The 16,116-nt window shown below is 57.9% G+C and carries 19 protein-coding genes; 14 read left to right on the top strand and 5 right to left on the bottom strand.

All coding sequences use genetic code 11. The features are described from left to right. Nucleotides 1-52 precede the first annotated feature (52 nt). From GOW93_RS16155 to GOW93_RS16145, 3 genes are read right to left on the bottom strand one after another with little or no spacing between them, the layout of a single operon-like run. Nucleotides 53-517: an NAD(P)H-dependent oxidoreductase gene (locus tag GOW93_RS16155; protein ID WP_170386565.1), complete on the bottom strand. Its 465-nt coding sequence runs from the start codon at nucleotides 515-517 to the stop codon at nucleotides 53-55. Further along, a complete protein-coding gene (locus GOW93_RS16150) occupies nucleotides 514-906 on the bottom strand; it encodes a nuclear transport factor 2 family protein (RefSeq protein WP_170386562.1) in 393 nt (130 codons plus the stop codon). The genes GOW93_RS16155 and GOW93_RS16150 overlap by 4 nt, the downstream gene beginning before the upstream one ends. Before the next feature lie 20 nt (nucleotides 907-926). Further along, nucleotides 927-1,421, bottom strand: coding sequence for a nuclear transport factor 2 family protein (locus tag GOW93_RS16145; RefSeq protein WP_170386559.1), 495 nt, complete (start codon nucleotides 1,419-1,421; stop codon nucleotides 927-929). Nucleotides 1,422-1,562: 141 nt separating this feature from the next. Between GOW93_RS16145 and GOW93_RS16140 the strand changes: the two genes are divergently transcribed. The 5 genes from GOW93_RS16140 (at nucleotide 1,563) to GOW93_RS16120 (ending at nucleotide 5,738) form a co-directional block, all read left to right on the top strand. Beyond that, nucleotides 1,563-2,459 (top strand): LysR family transcriptional regulator, encoded by an 897-nt coding sequence (locus tag GOW93_RS16140; protein WP_170386556.1) that lies wholly within the window; start codon nucleotides 1,563-1,565, stop codon nucleotides 2,457-2,459. A gap of 51 nt (nucleotides 2,460-2,510) precedes the next feature. After that, nucleotides 2,511-3,398 carry an AraC family transcriptional regulator gene (locus tag GOW93_RS16135; protein WP_170386553.1) on the top strand — a complete coding sequence of 296 codons (888 nt, stop codon included), beginning with the start codon at nucleotides 2,511-2,513 and terminating at the stop codon, nucleotides 3,396-3,398. Between the two features lie 113 nt (nucleotides 3,399-3,511). After that, entirely contained in the window at nucleotides 3,512-4,465 is a 954-nt protein-coding gene (locus tag GOW93_RS16130) for an alpha/beta hydrolase (protein ID WP_170386550.1), read from the top strand. 60 nt (nucleotides 4,466-4,525) lie between these two features. Continuing rightward, nucleotides 4,526-5,035: a nuclear transport factor 2 family protein gene (locus GOW93_RS16125; protein WP_170386546.1), complete on the top strand. Its 510-nt coding sequence runs from the start codon at nucleotides 4,526-4,528 to the stop codon at nucleotides 5,033-5,035. Between the two features lie 10 nt (nucleotides 5,036-5,045). Then, a complete protein-coding gene (locus GOW93_RS16120; protein ID WP_170386543.1) occupies nucleotides 5,046-5,738 on the top strand; it encodes an SDR family oxidoreductase in 693 nt (230 codons plus the stop codon). Nucleotides 5,739-5,740: 2 nt separating this feature from the next. Here the strand turns inward: GOW93_RS16120 and GOW93_RS16115 are convergent, their stop codons facing one another. Continuing rightward, a complete protein-coding gene (locus GOW93_RS16115; protein WP_170386540.1) occupies nucleotides 5,741-6,577 on the bottom strand; it encodes a LysR family transcriptional regulator in 837 nt (278 codons plus the stop codon). A gap of 91 nt (nucleotides 6,578-6,668) precedes the next feature. Between GOW93_RS16115 and GOW93_RS16110 the strand changes: the two genes are divergently transcribed. Together GOW93_RS16110 and GOW93_RS16105 are read left to right on the top strand one after the other, a co-directional pair. Further along, nucleotides 6,669-7,664, top strand: a complete 996-nt coding sequence (locus GOW93_RS16110) for a quinone oxidoreductase family protein (RefSeq protein WP_170386537.1) — start codon at nucleotides 6,669-6,671, stop codon at nucleotides 7,662-7,664. 29 nt (nucleotides 7,665-7,693) lie between these two features. Further along, nucleotides 7,694-8,434 carry an SDR family oxidoreductase gene (locus GOW93_RS16105; RefSeq protein WP_170386535.1) on the top strand — a complete coding sequence of 247 codons (741 nt, stop codon included), beginning with the start codon at nucleotides 7,694-7,696 and terminating at the stop codon, nucleotides 8,432-8,434. 483 nt (nucleotides 8,435-8,917) lie between these two features. Here GOW93_RS16105 and GOW93_RS16100 read toward each other — a convergent pair whose 3' ends face one another. Further along, nucleotides 8,918-9,598: a GntR family transcriptional regulator gene (locus GOW93_RS16100; RefSeq protein ID WP_170386532.1), complete on the bottom strand. Its 681-nt coding sequence runs from the start codon at nucleotides 9,596-9,598 to the stop codon at nucleotides 8,918-8,920. Between the two features lie 124 nt (nucleotides 9,599-9,722). Between GOW93_RS16100 and GOW93_RS16095 the strand changes: the two genes are divergently transcribed. The 7 genes from GOW93_RS16095 (at nucleotide 9,723) to GOW93_RS16065 (ending at nucleotide 16,097) form a co-directional block, all read left to right on the top strand. Continuing rightward, nucleotides 9,723-10,229, top strand: a complete 507-nt coding sequence (locus GOW93_RS16095) for a TRAP transporter small permease (RefSeq protein WP_170386529.1) — start codon at nucleotides 9,723-9,725, stop codon at nucleotides 10,227-10,229. Nucleotides 10,230-10,232: 3 nt separating this feature from the next. Further along, entirely contained in the window at nucleotides 10,233-11,519 is a 1,287-nt protein-coding gene (locus tag GOW93_RS16090; protein WP_170386526.1) for a TRAP transporter large permease, read from the top strand. 19 nt (nucleotides 11,520-11,538) lie between these two features. Further along, entirely contained in the window at nucleotides 11,539-12,549 is a 1,011-nt protein-coding gene (locus GOW93_RS16085) for a DctP family TRAP transporter solute-binding subunit (RefSeq protein ID WP_217354807.1), read from the top strand. Between the two features lie 21 nt (nucleotides 12,550-12,570). Beyond that, nucleotides 12,571-13,539, top strand: coding sequence for a C-terminal binding protein (locus GOW93_RS16080; RefSeq protein WP_170386524.1), 969 nt, complete (start codon nucleotides 12,571-12,573; stop codon nucleotides 13,537-13,539). Then, nucleotides 13,533-14,192 carry a bifunctional 4-hydroxy-2-oxoglutarate aldolase/2-dehydro-3-deoxy-phosphogluconate aldolase gene (locus tag GOW93_RS16075; protein ID WP_170386522.1) on the top strand — a complete coding sequence of 220 codons (660 nt, stop codon included), beginning with the start codon at nucleotides 13,533-13,535 and terminating at the stop codon, nucleotides 14,190-14,192. Before GOW93_RS16080 ends, GOW93_RS16075 begins: the two co-directional genes overlap by 7 nt. Next, nucleotides 14,189-14,839 (top strand): RraA family protein, encoded by a 651-nt coding sequence (locus GOW93_RS16070; protein WP_170386518.1) that lies wholly within the window; start codon nucleotides 14,189-14,191, stop codon nucleotides 14,837-14,839. The genes GOW93_RS16075 and GOW93_RS16070 overlap by 4 nt, the downstream gene beginning before the upstream one ends. A gap of 67 nt (nucleotides 14,840-14,906) precedes the next feature. Beyond that, nucleotides 14,907-16,097: an L-dopachrome tautomerase-related protein gene (locus tag GOW93_RS16065; RefSeq protein ID WP_170386515.1), complete on the top strand. Its 1,191-nt coding sequence runs from the start codon at nucleotides 14,907-14,909 to the stop codon at nucleotides 16,095-16,097. Nucleotides 16,098-16,116 lie beyond the last annotated feature (19 nt).

The raw sequence follows: 16,116 nt of genomic DNA, 5'->3' as shown, positions 1-16,116 counted from the left end.
CCGCAGCAGGGTCATCCCGCCGCTACCGTGGTCGACTTTCTCACCGCCGTTCTCACACGGCCATACCGTGGGCCACGAACGGCCTTAGATACGTCATTCCGGCCAGGTTCGCCGTCTGTTGGAACGGTTTCAGAAACTCGGCCATGGTAAAGTTGTTGTAACCACCTGCGTGATAGCTGTGCTCGGGGCCTCCAGTCGAAACAAGGATGAGAAACTCACGCCCTTTCAGTTGATCACCGCCCGGCCCATAAGCGAAACCATAGTTCAGCACCTGATCCATCCAGGCTTTCATCACCGGAGGTGCGGAATACCAGTAGAATGGAAACTGGAACACGATCCGGTCATGGGCCAGCAAGAGGGCCTGCTCGGCTTCAACGTCAAACCGCATCTCGCCGCCGCCAATGGCGGTCAGATCGCGGGTTGTCACGTCGGCGGCTTCTGAAAGTGCGTCGAACCATGCGCGGTTGATGCGCGATTTGCTCAGGTTCGGGTGAGCGGTGAGTACGAGGGCTTTCATGTATCTGCCTCTTGCAGGAATGTTGCGGAATAGTGGGTGATCAGCGGGTGGCCATCGGGCCGGGTTGCGAAGCGCCAGTGTTCCTGAACGCGGGCTTCAATGTGCTCTCCCGCAACGGTCGTGGCGCGAAACAGAACTTCGAACTGTACGGCACCGGGCTTGATCGCGATCTTGCTAACGTGATGCTCGGTTGGACGTTGCAAGGTTTCAAGCACGCCACGATACCAAGCACGCACGCGATCATGCCCGCTGAGTGTGGTATCGACGTCAGGCATGTCCCAATCCACATCTGGGTGGAGGTCAGGCAGGAACGCGTCGATCGGATCCAGCCTGTCAAACCGGGCAAACCAGTCGGTGATGAAACTGCGGATTTCGGCGTAATCGGTCACTTGAATCACCTATTGATGGTTTACTTGGCCAGTCGCTCAGGGATCGGAGCCAGCGAGTATTGGGACCAGAAAAACGTGTTTGCCGCATCCTGATCGGCGGACAAGTTGGTGGCTTCGACGATCTTGCCATTCTCGATCCGGTAGACGAGGGCCCATGTCGTATCGACATTCGGTTTGCCATCGGCGTTCGACCAGCCACGGTGGATATCGACCACATGGGTCTCGTCTGCGCCGAAATAGATGGGGTCGGCCTGAAATCCGGCAGTGCCCAGTTGTTCGAAAAAGGCCAGAACCTCGTCCCGACCGGTCTTGGTTCCAGACAAGGGGTGGCGGCCCGGGATGTGCCATTTGACGTTCTCGTCCATCACGGCTGCGATGCCGTCCAGATCACTGGCGCCATAGGCGGCAAAGAAATCCTGTACGACCTTAATATTGTCTTCGGGGGATGCGGCCATGGCGGTCTCTCCTGTGATCAGAGCGGCGGTGAGGGCAGCAACTTTGGTCAGAGTGTTCATCTTGTGTGCTCCTGAATACGTGATGACAGCCTTTTGGGCTGCAATGACACGAAGATAATAATCCCGGTAGGACGTGATAATTCACTCCGTTGGCACTACTTTCATGTATGATATCGAATAATAAGTTTGTTCGGGGACTCTATGCGCCTTCCACTAGCCACGCTTGAAGTCTTTACCGCCATCGCGCGCCATGGATCGCTACGTGCTGCGGCCGAGGCGCTGGGTATCAAGCCGTCGACCGTTAGCCATCAATTGAAAGCGCTGGAAGACCAACTGGGCACTGCGCTTTTCATTCGGACAACACGCTCGATCAGCCTGACCGAAGCCGGTCGCGCCCTGATCCGCGGCGCAGGGCCTGCTTTTGATCAACTCTCCGAGGCCGTCGAAAGCGCGCGCAGCACCGGCCATGCCGCGCGCGGCACGTTGAAACTGGCGATGCCGGAGTTTGCCTACCACCTCTATGTTGGTCCGATCCTCAAGAGTTTTTGCACTGCGTATCCCGAGATCGAGCTGGAACTGTCGTTGACCGATGCGCTGTCGGATATCTTGGGCGAGGAACTCCATGCCGGGTTCCGTTTGGGGGATCGTGTGGCGCAGGACATGGTGGCGGTGCGGTTGACGCCGCCGCTTCCGGTGACCGTTGTCGCCAGCCCGGACTACCTGGCGGCGCAGGGCATCCCGGAAACCCCGCGTGATCTGCTGGGGCACACCTGTATCCGCTACAGGTTCCAATCATCGAGCCAGATTGCCCCGTGGAGCTTTCAATCAAGTGAGGAGGAGTATGCCGTCGATGTGCAAGGCAATCTGATTGCGAACGCCCTTCCTGCTACCGTCGATCTGGCGAAAAGAGGGTTAGGGTTAGCCTATACCTTCAGGGCTTATGTCGCCCCGCTGATTGATACCGGAGCTTTGACACCCGTTCTTGAGGACCACTTGGGCCTCACCCCCGGTATTTTCATGTATTTCCCACGCGAGTATAAATCCATGATGCCCCTGAGGCTGTTCATCGACCACATAAAGCGCCAACAAAGCGTTTGACCCTGCGCGCGCAGACCCCACATATCGAGCATTGCAAGCCGGAGCCGCCCCTTGCCCCTAAGATACGCCGATATCTACCCTTCAGAACCGCTGCTGAACAGTGATGCGATGCAACGCCCCTCTGCCGCGGGTTTGATGTCAGTGCGGTATTTTCGGGCTGAACCTGATCGGATGCCAGAGGAGGTGTTTGCGGAGCATCATGTCCTTCTGAACTTACAGGAAAAGGGGCATCGCGTTCAAAATTGGCGGGATGGGACGCTGCGGGATTTCACCTTTTGCAAGGACGAGGTCATCGTGACCCCTGCGGGCATGCGGTCAGGCTGGCGGTGGTACGGTCAGTCCGACGTAATTGTGATTACCTTACATCCGGACAAGGTTCAGCACTTTGCGCAGTCTGAGCTTGGCATGCTGCTGGCTCCGGAGCAGTTTCACGACCAGCCTCAGTTTTCTGATCCCGACTTGTGTGCTGCTGGCGTCATTCTGCGCGACGCGCTTGCGACTGATGATATGTCTTCAGCCGTGATGTTCGAAGCCATGAGCCGGGTGTTTTTAGTCAAACTGCTTCAGAAATACGGCAAACGTCGCGCTGAAGAGGTTGAGCTGTCCGCGCGCTTTACGTCTCAGCACTATCAACGGGTGCTGGCCTATGTACAGAACCGTTTGGAACAGACAATCACCGTCGACCAACTGGCCGCTGAGTCGGGCATGAGCCCCTCGCATTTTGCGCGGGTTTTCAAAGAAACACTGGGCTCGACCCCCATGCAATATGTGATGGCCTACCGGGTCGAACAGGCAATGAAGATGATGGAGGACGCAGCGCGCCCTCTGGGCGATATCGCTTTGGCCTGTGGATTTTCGGATCAGGCGCATTTCACGCGCAGTTTCAAGCAGGTGGTGGGCCAGACCCCGCGCGAGTTCCGTGCAGCGAATGCCGTCTGAAGCAGGATCTTTCAAAAACGCAGCAGTCCGGTGCAAGTATCCTCACCGCCGACAGCGTATCTCAGGTGTCATCGGGCTTGTGCCCATCCAGACAGATTTTGGGAGATACCGCTATGAACACCCTCGCCCTGAACACTGCCGCAGCGCTGATGGCGTCGACAGCTGCCGTTGCGCAGGTTGAAACCCGCACCGTAACCTTCGAGAACGAAGGTGCCACGTTGTCGGGCACTCTGTACCTGCCGGAGGAGCGTGGAGCAGAACCGCTGCCCACTGTTGTTGTGACTGGTGCCTGGACCTCGGTTCAGGAACAGATGCCCGCAAACTATGCCCGAGAAATGGCTGAACGCGGCTTTGCTGCCTTCACTTTTGATTTCCGTGGTTGGGGCAAATCGGGCGACCTGCCGAACAACGTGCGCTTTGTTGAAAGCCCCGAAGCCAAAACATCAGACATCAAAGCCACCATCGCGTTCGTCGCGACCCTGCCCGAAGTGGATGCAGACCACATCAACGGTCTGGGGATCTGCGCCTCGGCCGGGTACATGGTCGATGCGGTCTCCGGCAATCCGCTGGTTCAGCGGCTGGGCTTGGTTGCACCATGGTTGCAGAATGAAGAGATCGTCGAGGCAGTCTATGGCGGCGCAGAAGGTGTCGCCGGGCTGATCGAGGTGTCCCACGCCGCCGAGGCCGCAGGGGGTCAGATCATTCCTGCAGCAGGCCCCGAGGGTGCCGAGGGCGTTCTGATGCCAATCGGCGGATACTACTATGAGGCCGACCGTGGCGCGATCCCGGAATATGACGACAAGTGGAACAATGCGGGCTGGGAAGGCTGGCTGAACTATCACCCCGCCGACAATCCGCAGCGTTTGGACAAGCCATTGGCCATTGTGCACTCGGAAAGCGCGGCGATCCCGCAAGGCGTACAGACCTTCCTTGCCGGTTTCGCAGGCGAGGCGACAGCGCAATGGCTGGAAGATGTCACGCAGTTCGATTTCTACGACAACCCCGAGGATGTCACCCGTGCGGCGGATACCGTCGCTGACCACTTCCGCGCCGGTTCGAGCAACTAAGCCCTGTCTGGACGCCGAGCAATCGTTCGGCGTCCACCCACATCTATTCGGAGCATCCTAATGCGTAGAAAACTCACATCGACCCTTGCGGCCGTCTCGATGATCGGAACCGCAGCGTTTGCTGAACAACAGGCCGATATCTCGACCGCCATTACCGATATCGCGGCAGGCGCAGACCGCCACGACTGGACCCGCGTGCGCGGCGCTTTTGCCGATACCGTTACGTCGGATTACACCAGCCTTTGGGGCGGAGACGCGGTCACGCAACCCGCCGACGAGCTTGTTGCGGGCTGGTTCGCCTTTCTGCCCGGTTTCGACGCGACGCACCATATGGTGACCAATCACACCGTCACCTCTCTGTCCGCTAAATCCGCCACAGCACAGGCCGATTTCACCGCAACCCATCGTCTTGCTGATGGCTTGTGGGTTCTTGGTGGTCGTTATGACTATGAGCTTGAAAAATCGGACAACCGTTGGGTTGTCACGTCGATGACCATGACGGCACTTTGGGAAACCGGAGACCGTGGTCTGGTGGCGATTGCCGGACAGCGCGCTGCCGAGACAAATTGAGGGAAGATCCATGACCAGTCAGCGCATCGCACTCGTGACCGGCGCCAATCGCGGCATCGGCAAAGAGGTTTCCCGCCAATTGGCGCAGGACCACGGGATTAAAGTTCTGATGGGAGCGCGCGATCTGGCAAAAGGGCAGGCTGCTGCGGATGAGATCGGCAATGGAGCGCAAGCGGTGCGTTTAGATGTCTCCGAACCCAGCTCAGTCGCTGTGGCGTTCGGGCAGATTGAACTAGCCTTCGGCCACCTTGATATTCTGGTGAACAACGCGGGTGTGGACTACGACACCGACCAACAGGTCCACCTCGCCGATATGAACCGGGTACGCCGGGCGTTTGATACGAACCTTTTTGGTCCTTGGGAGACCACAATCGCGGCGGTGCCGCTGTTGCAACGCGGTATGGATGCTCGGATCGTCAACGTGTCGTCTGGTGCAGGGTCCCTGACCAGCATGTCCGATGGAACGCCCGGCTATGGCGTGTCAAAAGCCGCGCTGAACGCGCTTACCCTCAAGACCGCTGCTGCGTTGAAACCAAACGGTATTCTTGTCAACGCTGTGTGCCCCGGCTGGGTCGCCACGGATATGGGCGGCGGCGGACGTCCGGTCTCCGAGGGCGCCAAGGGCATTGTCTGGGCAGCGACCTTGCCGACAGGCGGCCCGACCGGAGGGTTCTTTCGCGATGGCGTCGCAATTGATTGGTGAGTTTAGCCGGGTGTCATGAAATCAATCAGCTTCCTGACCCGCGCGGGCAAAAGGCGGCGGCTGGGATAGACGGCGAACATGTCACGCGTCAAAGGTGCGGTGTCCGTGACCTGCAGCCGTTGCAAGTCATCGACTACCATATCCAAAGGCAGCATGGCGACACCCAGATCGCGACGAGCTGCCTGCGCAATGACATCAAGGTCGGACAAGCTGTGCGCGACCTGCTTCGGATGCAGTGTTTCCCCACTCTCAAGCACCCAGGGCTGTCCAGCCGTTAGCGCAGGTAAAGCTTGAAAGTCCTGTCGCGATATCGGTCCGTCCAACCCGTGTTCTTGGATGAACCCTTGTCCTGCGCAAAAGCAGTAGGGAACCGACCAAAGCCGTTTCGCGACAAGACTGGAATCTGTTAGTGGGCCGACCCGAAAGGCCAGATCGATATTGTCGCGAAAGAAATCCAGCATGGCATTTGTTGTCGTCATCTCAAGTGCCACATCCGGATTCTGCGCCACAAAATCCAACAGCCGAGGGCCAATGGTCGTGCGTGCAGCCAGCGGAGGTGCTGTGATGCGGATGCTCTGGTGTCTGGTATCGTCGGTAAAACCCGCAATACCTTGCAGCGCCTCGATCGGGTTCTGACATCGGTCCAGAAGGCGACGGCCCTCCTCCGTCAGGCGAACCTGGCGGGTTGTCCGCTCGAGCAGTTTGGCGCCCAGATGGTCTTCCAACTCTGCGATCCTTCGGCTGACCCGGCTGAGCGGTATGCCCAAACGGTCCGCAGCCTTGGAAAAGCTGAGGTGGTTGGCGACGACAGTAAACAGGGCAAGGTCGTTATAGATCATTATCCTATTTTTGGGATTATATCTCTCAATATCAACTATTATCATTTGATGACGTGATTTCTATCTTCTGCGCAACAGAAGGAGACAGCTCATGCCTTTCGCCGTTGAAATCACCCAGACCGGCAAACCGGACGTTTTGCGCAAAACCAACAGGGCGACCCCTTCCCCTGATGCCGGGGAAATCCTGATCCGCAACAAAGCCGGGGCGGTCAATTTTATCGACACGATCATCCGTCGCGGTGAGATGCCTGAGGGGATGATGCCCAATCTGCCTCATGTACCCGGGGTCGAAGGGGCCGGAGTGGTCGAAGCGCTGGGTGCGCGTGTCGAAGGTTTCTCTGTGGGGGATCGCGTGGCGTGGATGGGGCCGATTGGCGCTGGTGCATACGGTACGCATTCGGTGATTGCAGCACCCTATGTCACCCGGTTGGCCGATACCGTGAAGTTCGAAACCGCCGCGGCAATCCCCGTCAACGGGATGACCGCCTATCACATGCTGGTCAATCTAGGCGGCGCTGCGGTGGGCAAATCCGTACTGGTTCACGCGGCAGCCGGAGGCGTAGGGACTATGGCCCTACAGATCGCAAAGCATCTGGGCATGACGGTGATCGCCTCGACCAGCACCGACAAGGTTGGGTATGCCAAAGATCAAGGTGCCGATCATGTCATCGATTATCGCACTGAGGATGTAACCGCACGGGTGATGGAAATCACCGGCGATTGCGGCGTGGATCTGACGCTGAACCCGATTTCCGGTGAGTCCCTGAAATCAGACCTCGATGCGCTGGCGCCTCTGGGCACCGCCGTTCTATTCGGATTTCTTGCCGGTCCGCCCACAGGCAGTTTTGCCGAAGACCTGGCGAAGCACTTCCAGAAATCCGTCTCGGTCCGGGTCAGCGATATATACACATATTTTGGAAACCGACCCGATCAGTTTAGCGCGGATATGGCCACAGTGTTTGATCTGCTTGAGACGGGCGTTCTGCGCCCGCAAGTCGCTGCTTTACCCATCGCTCAAGCCGCCGAGGCGCACCGTCTTCTGGAAGCCGGTGAAACCACCGGCAAGCTGGTGCTGAGCATCGACTGACCAATCCAACAAAAAGAGGAGCCATAACAATGAGTACGGTTTTCGAAACCGCCCTGAAAGGCAAGCACATTGTCATTGTCGGCGGTAGCAGTGGTATGGGGAAGGCAACGGCAAAGATGGCCGCCGCCCTCGGGGCAAAGATCAATATCGCCAGCCGAAGCGATGCCAAGTTGCATGCGGCGGCAGACGAAATCGGCGGCGGAGTGCAGATCGCACCGGTCGATACAACTGATGAGGCCGACGTGAGATCATGTTTCGGGGCCCTGGGCGCGGTGGATCACCTAGTGATCTCAGCTTCAAGTGCTGCGCATGGTGCGTTCACCGATCTGCCCACAGACGATCTGCGCGCCATGTTCGAAGCCAAGTTTATAGGGCCCTATTTGGCTGCGCGCGAAGTGTTGCCTGTGTTGGTTGAAGGCGGCTCGATCACGTTCTTTTCCGGTGTGCTCAGCCGTCGCCCATCCGCCGGAACCACTGGCCTCGGCGCGGTAAATGCCGCAGTCGAGGCACTGGCGAAAGGATTGGCGCTGGAGTTGGCTGGTCGGGCACGGGTGAATTGTATCAGCCCTGGCATGGTCGCGACCGAAGCCTATGCCGAAATGTCGGAAAAAGCACGTGAAGGCATGTATGCGCAAGTTGGTGGCACCCTGCCCGTAGGCCGAGTCGGAGAGGCCGAGGACATCGCGCAAGCCGTGATCATGGCGATGACAAACGGGTTTTTGACCGGCGCCGTGTTGGATGTTGATGGCGGCCACCTTGTGCGTGATTGACGCCTGGTCCAAGTCCAACATTAAGAACACTGCTTGCCCAAAACAGCCCTTGTAACAGGTGCTTGGTCTGGCTTTGATCAAAGCCGGCAAATCGTTTGGAGGCGGTGTCCAAATTGGGCCGAACACGAGCGCAAGCGCTGTTTCTTAGGCTGGATATCAAACATCCAGCCAACATTCAGACAGCAGCTGTGTTTTTGAAACAGTTCTGAACCCTATGCACGTTTGCCTGAAAACTCAGAAGGACGTGATGTTCCTCGAAAACTGCTGCGGGCATTTGGTCCGGTTCTACCTGAAAATACCTCACTGACATCAGCCCAGAGGCCGAAGGATGCCCAATCGCGTCGCTGTTGAGCAACGGCTCGGAATGGCAGATGTCAGCGTACCTCAGTAGCAACCTCTGTTTCCCGCAGTGACCTTGGTCAATTTTCGCAGTTATCTGACTTGCAAACAACGTGTTTGGTTTTACGCAGGAGGCAGAACCGCTCAGTTCACGTGCTGGGTCCGGCCGTCCACATTAGTTGCGTCACTCCAATAGGATCCTTCTTTCCTGTCTATGTGGAGTTTCAGCACGTCCAGCGCTTTTGAAACATCGCCATTCTCGACGCACTGAAGCAACTCAATGTGCTCCCGATAGGACTTAGCCATGTGATCCGGGTGGTGCCCTAACCGGCTACGCAACGCCGCCATTTTAAGAGCAATCGTCTGGTACGCGTCATTCAGAAACCGATTATCCGCACAATCGAACAGGCATTGGTGGAAAAGAGTATCCTGATACAGGTACTCTGCATCATCCGCCGCCCCTCGCGCCGCTTTCATCCGATCGATGCAATCGTTAAGCGCGGCATAAAGCTCTTGCGGGTTTGCCTGCATGGCCGAGGTTAGGGCGGTTGTCTCAAGGCAGACTCGCGCGTCGCAGAGCTTTGCCAATTCTTCGGGCTCCAAGTTGAACACGAAAGACCCACGTTGCGGTTCGACGACGAGCAGTCCCTCCATTTCAAGTCGATTGATTGCCTCACGAACAGGGGTGCGGCTGACCTCAAGATTCTTGGCGATTCGAGCCTCAGACAGTTGCTCACCCAGTTCGAACTCGCCTTTGATAATCCGCTCGCGCAGATTTTCGGTCACCAATTCCGTCAATGATTTCGGTCTGTTGAATGGGCTCATGTCGCGCTCCTCAGTTCGACAGTAGCAGCCCTGCATCTGGCATACAATGTGTTAGTGTTGACACAGTGGCATACTGTATGCCAGTTTTGATTTCGACAAAGAGACGACATTGGGAGGGGCGTCTTTGCAAATTCTTGAAACATGGATCGTTGCACTGAACCGGGCGCTGGTCGCCGGGGCCCTAGCTGCAGTTTTCGCAATCGTCTTTGCCAACGTGGTTGGGCGCTACGGTTTCGGCGCATCTTTTGCCTGGGTTGAAGAGGTCGCCCGCCACCTGATGATACTCGGTGCGTTTTGTGGGGCAGGTCTTGCCCTTCGAGAAGGGCGGCTGGTTGCAATCACGACCATCCCCGATCTGTTGCCAGACGCTCTGGCCCGCCTGCTGCGCTGGGGCATCGTCATCGTTATGTTCGGCTTCATGGCGACGATGCTTTGGCTGGGCATCCGGTTTGTTGAATTCGGCTGGAACAAGGAAACCATGTCCACCGGCATTTCGCGCGGCATCCCCTATCTCGCTATCCCGGTCGGGTGCGCGTTGTTCCTGATTCAGTTGGCCTTTTTCGCCAAACGTTTCGTAAGCCAAGAATTTGAACACGGCCCCAGCGCCAAAAGCGACGAGGCTGAGGTCTGAGCCGTGGCAAAAACCCTGATCATCCTGTTCTTCGCGACGCTGTTTCTGGGTGTTCCCGTAGCCTTCACGATGGGGATCGCCGGCCTGTCGGCGATTTTTATCGACGGTTCGTTGAACCCACTGGTCGCAACCCAACGCATGTTTGCTGGGATCGACAGTTTCCCCCTGATGGCGGTGCCGTTCTTCATTCTCGCGTCTGAGCTGATGACGGTCTGCGGGCTAACAAACGCTTTGTTGCGCTTTGCCAACGCTCTGGTTGGGCATGTGCGTGGTGGGCTGGGGCATGTGAACATCCTTGTGTCGATGTTGTTTGCGGGAATCAGCGGCTCTGCCCTGGCGGATGCCGCAGGGCCTTCTGCCATCGTTATGCGGATGATGCGTGAGGCTGGGTATGAGAAGAATTATGCTGGTGCCCTGTCTGCCGCGACGGCCACTATCGGTCCTATCATCCCGCCGTCCATTCTGGCCGTGATTTTTGCGATCTCGACCAATGGCGTGACGGTCGCGGGGCTGTTTCTGGCCGGAATTGTGCCTGGGGTTCTGCTGGGCGTTGCGCTGGCCATCGCGAACCATATCGTGTCCACCCGCAACGGCTACCGCGGGCGTAAACATCGCGCCACTATGACTGAGCTCCGCAGTGCAACCCTGTCGGCCGTTCCGGCCCTGATCATGCCAGCAATCATTCTGGGCGGCATTCTGTTCGGTGTGTTCACCCCTACCGAGGCAGGCGCAGTGGCTTCGGCCTATGCCCTGTTCCTCGGCTTCTTGCTACGCGCATTCACTTTCCGCACGCTCTATGCCGCGTTTGTGCGGGCCGCCGTAGTGACGTCGTCGGTCTTCCTGATCGTGGCGATGGCGTCGATCTTTGCCTGGTTGCTGACCTATCTACAAATCCCGCAAGAGCTGGCTAAGCTGATCACCCAGATCACCGACAACCGTTTGGGTATACTATTCATTCTGGCGGCCTTCGCTTTGATCTGCGGTTTCTTCATCGACACCCTGCCTGCGCTAATCATCCTGACGCCGATACTTGGACCAATTGCCTACTCTGCGGGGATCGACCCGCTGCAGTTCGGCATGATGCTGGTGCTCAACCTGACCATCGGGATGATCACGCCACCGGTTGGCCCGGTGCTGTTCGTGATCGCCACGGTCGGGCAATTGAAAATCGAACGCCTGTCAAAAGCGGTTCTGCCGCTGCTGCTGGCTGAACTCGTGGTGCTGCTACTGGTCATTCTTGTGCCGGGCGTTAGCACCTTCATCCCCAACTTCTTTGGATTTGCGAACTGACATGAAAGGGAGGAACCTCATGAAAACCATGTCGAAACTGATGACGGCCACGGCTGTTATTGCGATGACCGCCGCAAGTGCAGCCTCGGCCAAGGAACTGAAATATGCGCATTTTCAGGCCGCTGACCTAAGCTCGCCCAAACATGCCGCGGCCCTGGCGTTTGAAGCTTGTGTCGAGGGCAAAACCTCGGGCTCCATCGACGTTCAGATCTTCCCGGCGTCGCAGCTGGGTGGTGGCTCTGAGATCATGGAAGGCCTGCAGCTAGGCACCGTTCAGATGGCAGCCATCCACGACGGACCGATCTCGGCTGTTTACAAACCGTTCTCGGTTCTGGCGATGCCTTACCTGTTTGACGATCAGGCGATGGCGTGGTCGGTCATGGATGGTGAGTTCGGTGATGCTCTGGCCGAAGACATGCTGGCGCAGACCGGTATCCGCAACTTTGGTGTGGCTGACAACGGCGTGCGCAACTTCACCAACAACGTCAAGCCGGTGGCCGAGCCCGCCGATATGGAAGGCCTGAAGATGCGCGTCATGACTGCGCCGGTTTGGGTGACTCTGGTCGAAAGCCTTGGCGCGTCGGCGACACCTGTGCCGTGGCCGGAACTGCCCGGCGCCCTGCAGCAGGGCGTTGTGGACGGGCAGGAAAACGGCGTGACTAACATCGTCAACGCTTCGCTCTACCAGCATCAGAAATACGTCTCGCTGGATGGGCATGTGTTCAGCTGGCACGCCTATCTGATGTCAGACATGTTCTTTGAGAGCCTGATCGATGACGAAAAGAAAGCCGTTGAACAGTGCGTTGAAATCTCGAAGACGATTCATCGTGGCATGACAGCCGCGCAGGACGCGAATGCGACCGCGATTCTATCAGAAAAAGGCATGGAAGTGGTGCCCGTCAGCCCCGAGCAAAAGGCCAAGTTCCGCGCCGCCGCTCAGCCTGCCGTGCGTGAGTACATTGTCAGCGAAATTGGCGAAGAGTGGCCTGATCGTCTCGACGCCGCTGTTGAAGCCTACAAGGCTCAGTAATCCATGCCGAGAGACCGCCACATGACCCGCCAAACCATCGCAATCCTTGAACCCGGCTATGCCGCTTATGACACCGAAGCCTCGGTGCTGGCCGAGCAGGACGTTCAGATCGCGCCGGTTGAGCCGGAGGCTGAGGCGGTCCCGGCTTTACGGGCGCTGGACCCTGTCGCCATCCTGGTGCGGGAACGCACCGTGGATGCGGCCGTGATCGACGCCTGTCCAAACTTGAAAGTCGTCGTCCGCTACGGAGTGGGCGTCGACAACATCGACATGGAATACGCTCAGTCGCGCGGCATATATGTTGCTAATGTGCCAGACTATGGCGCCGAGACAGAAGTCAGTGAACACGCGCTGGCGCTGTACCTGGCAGTACAGCGGCGTATACCATCGCGAGACGTCGAGGTACGACAAGGCCAATGGGGTATTGGACAAGCAGCTCTGATCCCAAGTCGGGAAAAGGCAACTCTCGGCCTTATCGGATGCGGCAAGATTGGATTGCAGGCGGCTCAGAAGTTTCGGGCCTTGGGCTTCTCATCCGTTCTGGTGTTTGACCCATATTTGACCGATGACGCGGCCCAAGCAGCGGACGTGCAAAAAGTGGAACTGGCCGAGCTTTGCAAAGCGTCTGATGTTATCAGCCTGCATGCCCCTCTGACACCCGAAACACGGCACATATTGGACACCGATCATATCGCTCTGATGAAGCCAAGTTCGATCGTTATCAACGTCTCGCGCGGCGGTTTGGTGGACGAAGCGGCATTGGCCGAGGCCCTCAATAATGGCCGCATCTTCGGCGCTGGTATTGACGTGTTTGAACAGGAACCGGTCGACCCCGACAACCCCCTTTTGCACAGCCCCAACACGATCGTTTCTGATCATGCTGCCTGGTATTCAGAGCGGTCCGTCGCTGTGCTGCAGCGAAACGCTGCGCGCGAGGTCGCCAGGGTTCTCAACGATGAGTACCCCGATCACTGGGTGAACAAATGGTAGATCTGATCAGCACCCTGCGATCTGCACAAATTGTTCCCGTGATCCGCCACCGCGACCCCGAGATCGCTTTGACGGCCTGCGACCTGTTGGCCGATGCTGGAATACGCGCATTGGAGATTACGACAACGGTTCCGGATGCCGCTGCATTGATCGCCGAACTGCGCACACGCTACCCCGAGATCTGCACTGGCGCTGGGACTGTTCTCAGCGCTGGACAGGCTGAAAAAGTAATGGCGGCCGGTGCCGAATTCGTTGTCTCGCCGTGTTGGAGCGATGCTGCCGCGCGGGAAGCCGGGGATGCGAAAGTGCCATATCTGCCCGGCGCAATGACACCGGGCGAGGTTCATCACCATGCGGAAAACGGCGCTGCAGTGGTCAAGATTTTCCCCGCTGATGCCGCTGGCGGGCCCAGCTTTCTAAAAGCCGTCAAATCCGTTTTCCCCGGCCTCGCCCTGATGCCGACCGGCGGGGTGTCTCCGGACACCGCGCAATCCTATCTCGATGCTGGCGCTCTTTGTGTCGGTATGGGTGGAAACCTGCTGCCCGCCCAAGCGCTTGAGACCGGCGATATCAGCATGGCTCGCGCACAGATCAACGCAGCCCTCACGGCCGCATCCTTTCAATCTTCCCAACGTAAGAGGATACTCTCATGAACACCCAAGAACTCGTTGCCGGGTTTCGCGACGTGGCCACCGCATCCGTCGCGGATGCCGTGGACAAGGTAGCGGGCAAGACCGGCTTTCTGCCCGCCTCGATCAAGCCCCGGATCAACGAAAAGAAAATCGTTGGCCCGGCCGTGACGATTCTGGAAGGCCCCACCGACGAATTCCTGCCGCCGCAGCACGCGCTGGACGCCATCGACGAATCCGAGGCCGGGTCTGTCATTGTGATCTCGACCAATGGCACCACCGATGTGGCGCTGTGGGGTGGTCTGATGACTGCCGGTGCCGTGGCAAACAAACACGAAGGCGCGGTTCTGGACGGCGGTGTGCGTGATCTGGTCGAGATCAAGCGTGACTACGACTTCCCGGTCTATTCCCGTTGCGTCAGCCCGGGGACCACGTTGGGCCGCATCCGTACGCTTGCGTCGAATGTCGAAGTCGACATGGGCGGAGTGATTGTGCATCCCGGCGATATCATCGTCGCCGATATCGACGGCGCAGTTTCCGTACCCCGCGAACATGCCGAAGCGGTTCTAGAGATGGCGCGTGAGATTGATGAGCGTGAAGCCGAACAGGCGCGTCTGATCATCGAAAGCGGCTCGCTTCGCGAAGGTCTGGCGAAATACGGCCGCATCTAAAAAGTAAACGTTCCGCAGGCTGTTGCAGCAGCCTGCGGAACACCAGACATCAGCAAGGGAGGAATACATGCTGAAACGAATGCTCAACACGGTGGCCCTTACCGCCGTTCTGGCCACCCCGGCGCTCGCGAACGGGCCCGAGGTAGTCGCGGAATGGAACAGTCTGCCCTATGCCGTCAAGGATGAGGCGACAAAATCTGCTTGGGAAGGCAGCGAGATTTACGGCAAGGCGCTGGTTCAGGGCACCAAAGTCGACAGCCAGGGGAACATCTATGTCTCAACCGCGCGCTGGGGCGGGGCCGAGATCCCCTCGACCGTTTCCAAGCTGGTCAAGAACGGTGATACGTGGGAGCTGGAGGCGTTTCCCTCTGAGGAAATGAACAGCATGTCGAACCCCGATGGTCTGAAAGCCGTGCTGGGTTTTGAGATCGACCGCAACGACGTGATGTGGATTCTGGATCAGGGCCACGTGGCGGGCCCTCCGTTCGAAGACGGCGATGCCAAGCTGGTGTTGTGGGACCTGAAAGAGAACAAGGAAATCCAGCGGTATGTTTTCACCGCAGAGGAGGCAGATCGTCAGTGTTCCTTCCTGAATGATCTGGCTGTCGATAACGACACCGGCTTTGCCTATATCGCAGATAGCGGCATTTTCTGCGATCCGCTGCACGGTGGTCTGATCGTCTATGACAGCAACACCAACTCGGTCCGTCGTATTCTGGATCAGCACCGGTTCACCAATGATGAGCCAAATTTCTTCTTCAACATCGACGACCGTCCTGTGTTGAAAGAGGGTGGGATGCGCACTGGTGCCGATGGCATTGCGCTGTCTGGCGACAAGCAGACGCTCTATTGGACGAACCTGACCGGCAATCACCTTTACAGCCTGCCGACCGAGGTTCTGCGCGATTTCGAAGCCAACGAGACGGTCATAGAAAACGCGGTTGAATTTGCCGCTGTGTTGCCCTCGAACACTGACGGGATGACCGCCGATAACGCAGGCAACATCTACATGACCGCGCTTTCCTTGGACGGGATCATGAAGTTTGATGAATCCACCCGTCAGGTCAGCCGTTTCGTCCACCACCCGGAAATGAACTGGCCCGACACGCTGGCCTGGGGTCCGGATGGCGAGATGTATGTGGTTTCGAACCACCTGCATATCTGGGTCGACGGCGACATGAACTTTGAAGACCCCGAAATCCCGAACTTCCGCATTTGGAAGATTCCGGGTGTCGGCCAAAGCTATACGGCCGAATAATCCTCCCACACACCTTGGT

The sequence above is a fragment of the Ruegeria atlantica genome (assembly GCF_013032455.1).
Lineage (GTDB): Bacteria > Pseudomonadota > Alphaproteobacteria > Rhodobacterales > Rhodobacteraceae > Ruegeria > Ruegeria atlantica_B.
The sequence above is the reverse complement of the archived record's forward strand: the minus strand, read 5'-3'. Positions and strand labels throughout refer to the sequence as shown.